Source organism: Escherichia sp. KTE114 (genome assembly GCF_000407765.1).
GTDB lineage: Bacteria > Pseudomonadota > Gammaproteobacteria > Enterobacterales > Enterobacteriaceae > Escherichia > Escherichia ruysiae.
Window position 1 is genome coordinate 1 of sequence record NZ_KE136631.1, and the last position, 3039, is coordinate 3039.

Consider the following 3039-nt stretch of genomic DNA (forward strand, 5'->3'; position numbering starts at 1 on the left):
TACATCGTTAACGCAGGGGACTCTGTATCACCGGAATTTATGCGGGCGCTGGCTGAGCGTCTGCCGCAGCATGAGGATAAACTGATGACTATCGCAGAACGTCTTGAGCAAAAAGGTCGCCAGGAGGGCAGGATGGAAGGTGCGCTTGAAAAAGCCCTGGCTATTGCGTGCCAGCTTCAGAAAATGGGGATGACGCCGGAGCAGATTAAGCAGGCTACCGGACTTTCCGATGACGAACTGAAGAAAATCACTCATTGATGAGAACCGCAAAGCCCGGCAAAATCCCGGGCTTTTTTGCCAGCAGGAGCAGAGAAAACAGTATGACGCTTGCAGAACGTCTTATACAGAAAGGTTTCGACGAAGGTTTTAAAGAAGGTTTTAAGAAAGGTGCGCTTGAAGTGGCGCGGGAAGCAGCCTGCCGGCTGCGGGATATGGGCTGGACGCCGGAACGGATTCAGGAGGCGACCGGACTTTCCGGTGAAGAACTGAAAAAGCTGTTTCCTGATGAGCAGTAGCCTGGCATTCAGCCAGGCTGTGAATCACGCTCACACATCCTCTGCCGTTTCCCCCAGTTCATTTTCCAGTCGTCTGATGATATCTGCTTTACGCATCCCCTGCATGTGAGGCAGCAGGTCACGGACTGAAAGAGCCTGGGTGGTCCTCCAGACGGTGACATCCACCTGTTCCGCATTTTCCCAGGCGTGCCATGTTCTCTGTGTCACGCCAAATTCTCTGGCCGCTTTTTCGCGTGACCAGAGCATGCTTTTTCGCCAGATTCGCAGTTCCCAGCCGGTCATAAAACACCTTTGAAAAAGTGAAAAAACTTCAATTTATTTTATCATCATAATCACCAAATCAACGCGATAAATAAGTGTGAAAAAGTGAAGAAATTTCACTTTTTCTGGTTGCAGATGTCGTGCTGTTTTCTCTGTTTTCACCTGTGCGGGAGTGGTGCGTCAGTGACCACCATATGCCATTGTTGTGCCGTCGTTTTTCTTCAGTCGCGCCGGATGCGGCGCTCCCTGCACACCTGACGGTGTGTAAGGCCACTGCGCCTGATGGCGCAGCTGTCTCTGCCTGTCTGCCGCCGCAGTGCGGCCTGTTCTCCGCAGACGGACTTTCCGGGGGTACATACACGACCACATCCCGTTTCAGTCGGTCCAGGGGAGAGATGTACCAGCCAGCCACAAAACTTTTTGCCGCAGGCGTCAAAAACTTTTGCGTCTGCCCCCGGACAACTGCCCTGTGACGTGGTGAGCGTCCCCCGTCGGAAAGGTCCACTGCGGGGAAATCCCCGAAGACCCGGACGGCAGAAGGAGCTTCGCTCCTCCGGGAAATGACCTGGCTGACCCGGCAGTCGTGACGATGAGGAGACAATGTGATGAATCAGACTTTACCCACTGCTGATCTGAATACTGTCGGCACGACAGATGTTATTCCGTCTGTGGCTATCGACCGCATCATCGCGCAGCGTAACGAAGGTATTACACTGTTCATGCAGGCGATGGAATGCCTGGCGACAGCGCGCAGGATTCTGCTCGATGCTTCCGGTGACATTTTTCTCTACGGGGTTGAAGACTGCGTGACTGACTCCGTTCGATGCATGGATAAACCGGAAGAAGCAAAAAAGAATATCACCCGTCTTGCCGACCGGAAAATCTGGGACCGCCTGATGACAGATACGGGCATGTACACCTTCATGAGTTCATGCCAGCGTCGTGATGAGTGGAACAGCCAGCTGATGAGCGACACCTGTCCTGAAATCACCCTGGACAATGTACTGGCAACATTCCGCCATCTTAATGCCAGCAAGATGCAGACGTTTGAACAGGGGCTGATTGATGTCTACCGGAAATTGTCATGGGATTACAGAACCAATAATCCCTGCCGTCTGGGTAAGAAAATCATTATTGAAAACCTGCTGTACCGCTGGAGTAACGGGCGTGTGACGCTGGACTGCAGCGGACGGGAGGCACTGGATGACCTGGTACGTCCGTTTTATCTGCTGGAGGGGCGCAACGTTCCTGACTTCAGGAACAGCATCGGGGCGCAGTATGGTGAATTTCTCGGGAACGGTGACAATGTCGGTAAGCTGTTAGAAGGGGAATATTTTACGGTGCGTGGCTACCAGAAAGGGACCGTACACATTGTCTTTAAGCGTTCTGACCTTGTTGAAAAACTGAATGATATTATTGCACGGCATTATCCAGGTGCATTGCCGCCACGAGTCTGATTAAACAGAAAAGCCCTGGTATTTATGCCGGGGCTTTTTTTTCTGTAATCATCATAATCTCAGAACACGATGTGACATTGTCACATCAATTGTTGTTCATATCGATGCCATCTTTCCTGCCTGAATCTGTCTTTTTAGGTGCTGTTTTAGAGGAAGAACGGCGGGATGGTTTTTTCGATTCTGCTTCCCGAATAATGTCACGAAGTGCCTTCTCTCCTACTTCATACCCTGCATTTTTGAGCGTGTCACGAACATCTGCCAGTGTATAACCCTTTGTCCTTACCAGGACAATGATGTCATCACGAATGGCATCAAGAAAATCACGCAATGTTTTCCGTTGAGCGGTGAGGTCCGGCAATTCTGATAAAGCAGCTTTTGCCAGCTGGATGTCATCATCTGAGTAAAATTTTTTAGAAGCCATTGGCACTTTCTCTCCGTTTCATGTTGAAGCCTGATTTTATCATCAAAAACTGACTCCTGGCAGGGCTGCGCCCTGCTTCTGCCGTCTGCATAAGACTATGATGCACAAAAATAACAGGCTATAATGGCCTGAAAAACGGGACAGGATGTGTAATTGTAATACCGTCACACGCGACGCTATTACAATTACCATCTGGTCAGGGCTTCGCCCCGACACCCCGTAAGGAGCCTGAAGTGAGTGATAGTGCGGTAAGAAAGAAAAGTGAGGTACGGCAAAAGACAGTTGTCAGGACACTCAGATTCTCTCCTGTTGAGGATGAAACCATCAGGAAAAAAGCTGAAGATTCCGGACTTACTGTATCTGCTTACATCCGAAATGCAGCACT

At 50.4% G+C, this 3039-nt stretch carries 5 protein-coding genes and 2 pseudogenes; 4 read left to right on the forward strand and 3 right to left on the reverse strand.

All coding sequences use genetic code 11. From position 1 onward, the window contains the following. Positions 1 to 258 (forward strand): Rpn family recombination-promoting nuclease/putative transposase (locus WC5_RS00060; protein ID WP_016231860.1); only part of this gene is annotated, 258 nt, incomplete at its 5' end. After that, positions 258 to 515 (forward strand): RpnC/YadD family protein, encoded by a 258-nt coding sequence (locus tag WC5_RS0122950; protein WP_016231861.1) that lies wholly within the window; start codon positions 258 to 260, stop codon positions 513 to 515. The genes WC5_RS00060 and WC5_RS0122950, both read left to right, overlap by 1 nt. A gap of 30 nt (positions 516 to 545) precedes the next feature. Here the strand turns inward: WC5_RS0122950 and WC5_RS00055 are convergent, their stop codons facing one another. After that, positions 546 to 797, reverse strand: a complete 252-nt coding sequence (locus WC5_RS00055; RefSeq protein WP_000148285.1) for a helix-turn-helix domain-containing protein — start codon at positions 795 to 797, stop codon at positions 546 to 548. Between the two features lie 33 nt (positions 798 to 830). Continuing rightward, positions 831 to 1028: pseudogene (locus WC5_RS26050) on the reverse strand (hypothetical protein). A 353-nt stretch (positions 1029 to 1381) separates the two neighbouring features. Here WC5_RS26050 and WC5_RS00050 point away from each other — a divergent pair. Beyond that, on the forward strand, positions 1382 to 2233 hold the full coding sequence (locus tag WC5_RS00050) for a DUF4942 domain-containing protein (RefSeq protein ID WP_016231862.1): 852 nt from the start codon (positions 1382 to 1384) through the stop codon (positions 2231 to 2233). A gap of 85 nt (positions 2234 to 2318) precedes the next feature. Here WC5_RS00050 and WC5_RS00045 read toward each other — a convergent pair whose 3' ends face one another. Further along, positions 2319 to 2654: a molybdopterin-guanine dinucleotide biosynthesis protein MobC gene (locus WC5_RS00045; RefSeq protein WP_000157095.1), complete on the reverse strand. Its 336-nt coding sequence runs from the start codon at positions 2652 to 2654 to the stop codon at positions 2319 to 2321. A gap of 233 nt (positions 2655 to 2887) precedes the next feature. Here WC5_RS00045 and nikA point away from each other — a divergent pair. Next, positions 2888 to 3039: pseudogene (gene nikA / locus WC5_RS26235) on the forward strand (IncI1-type relaxosome accessory protein NikA); the annotation flags it as partial.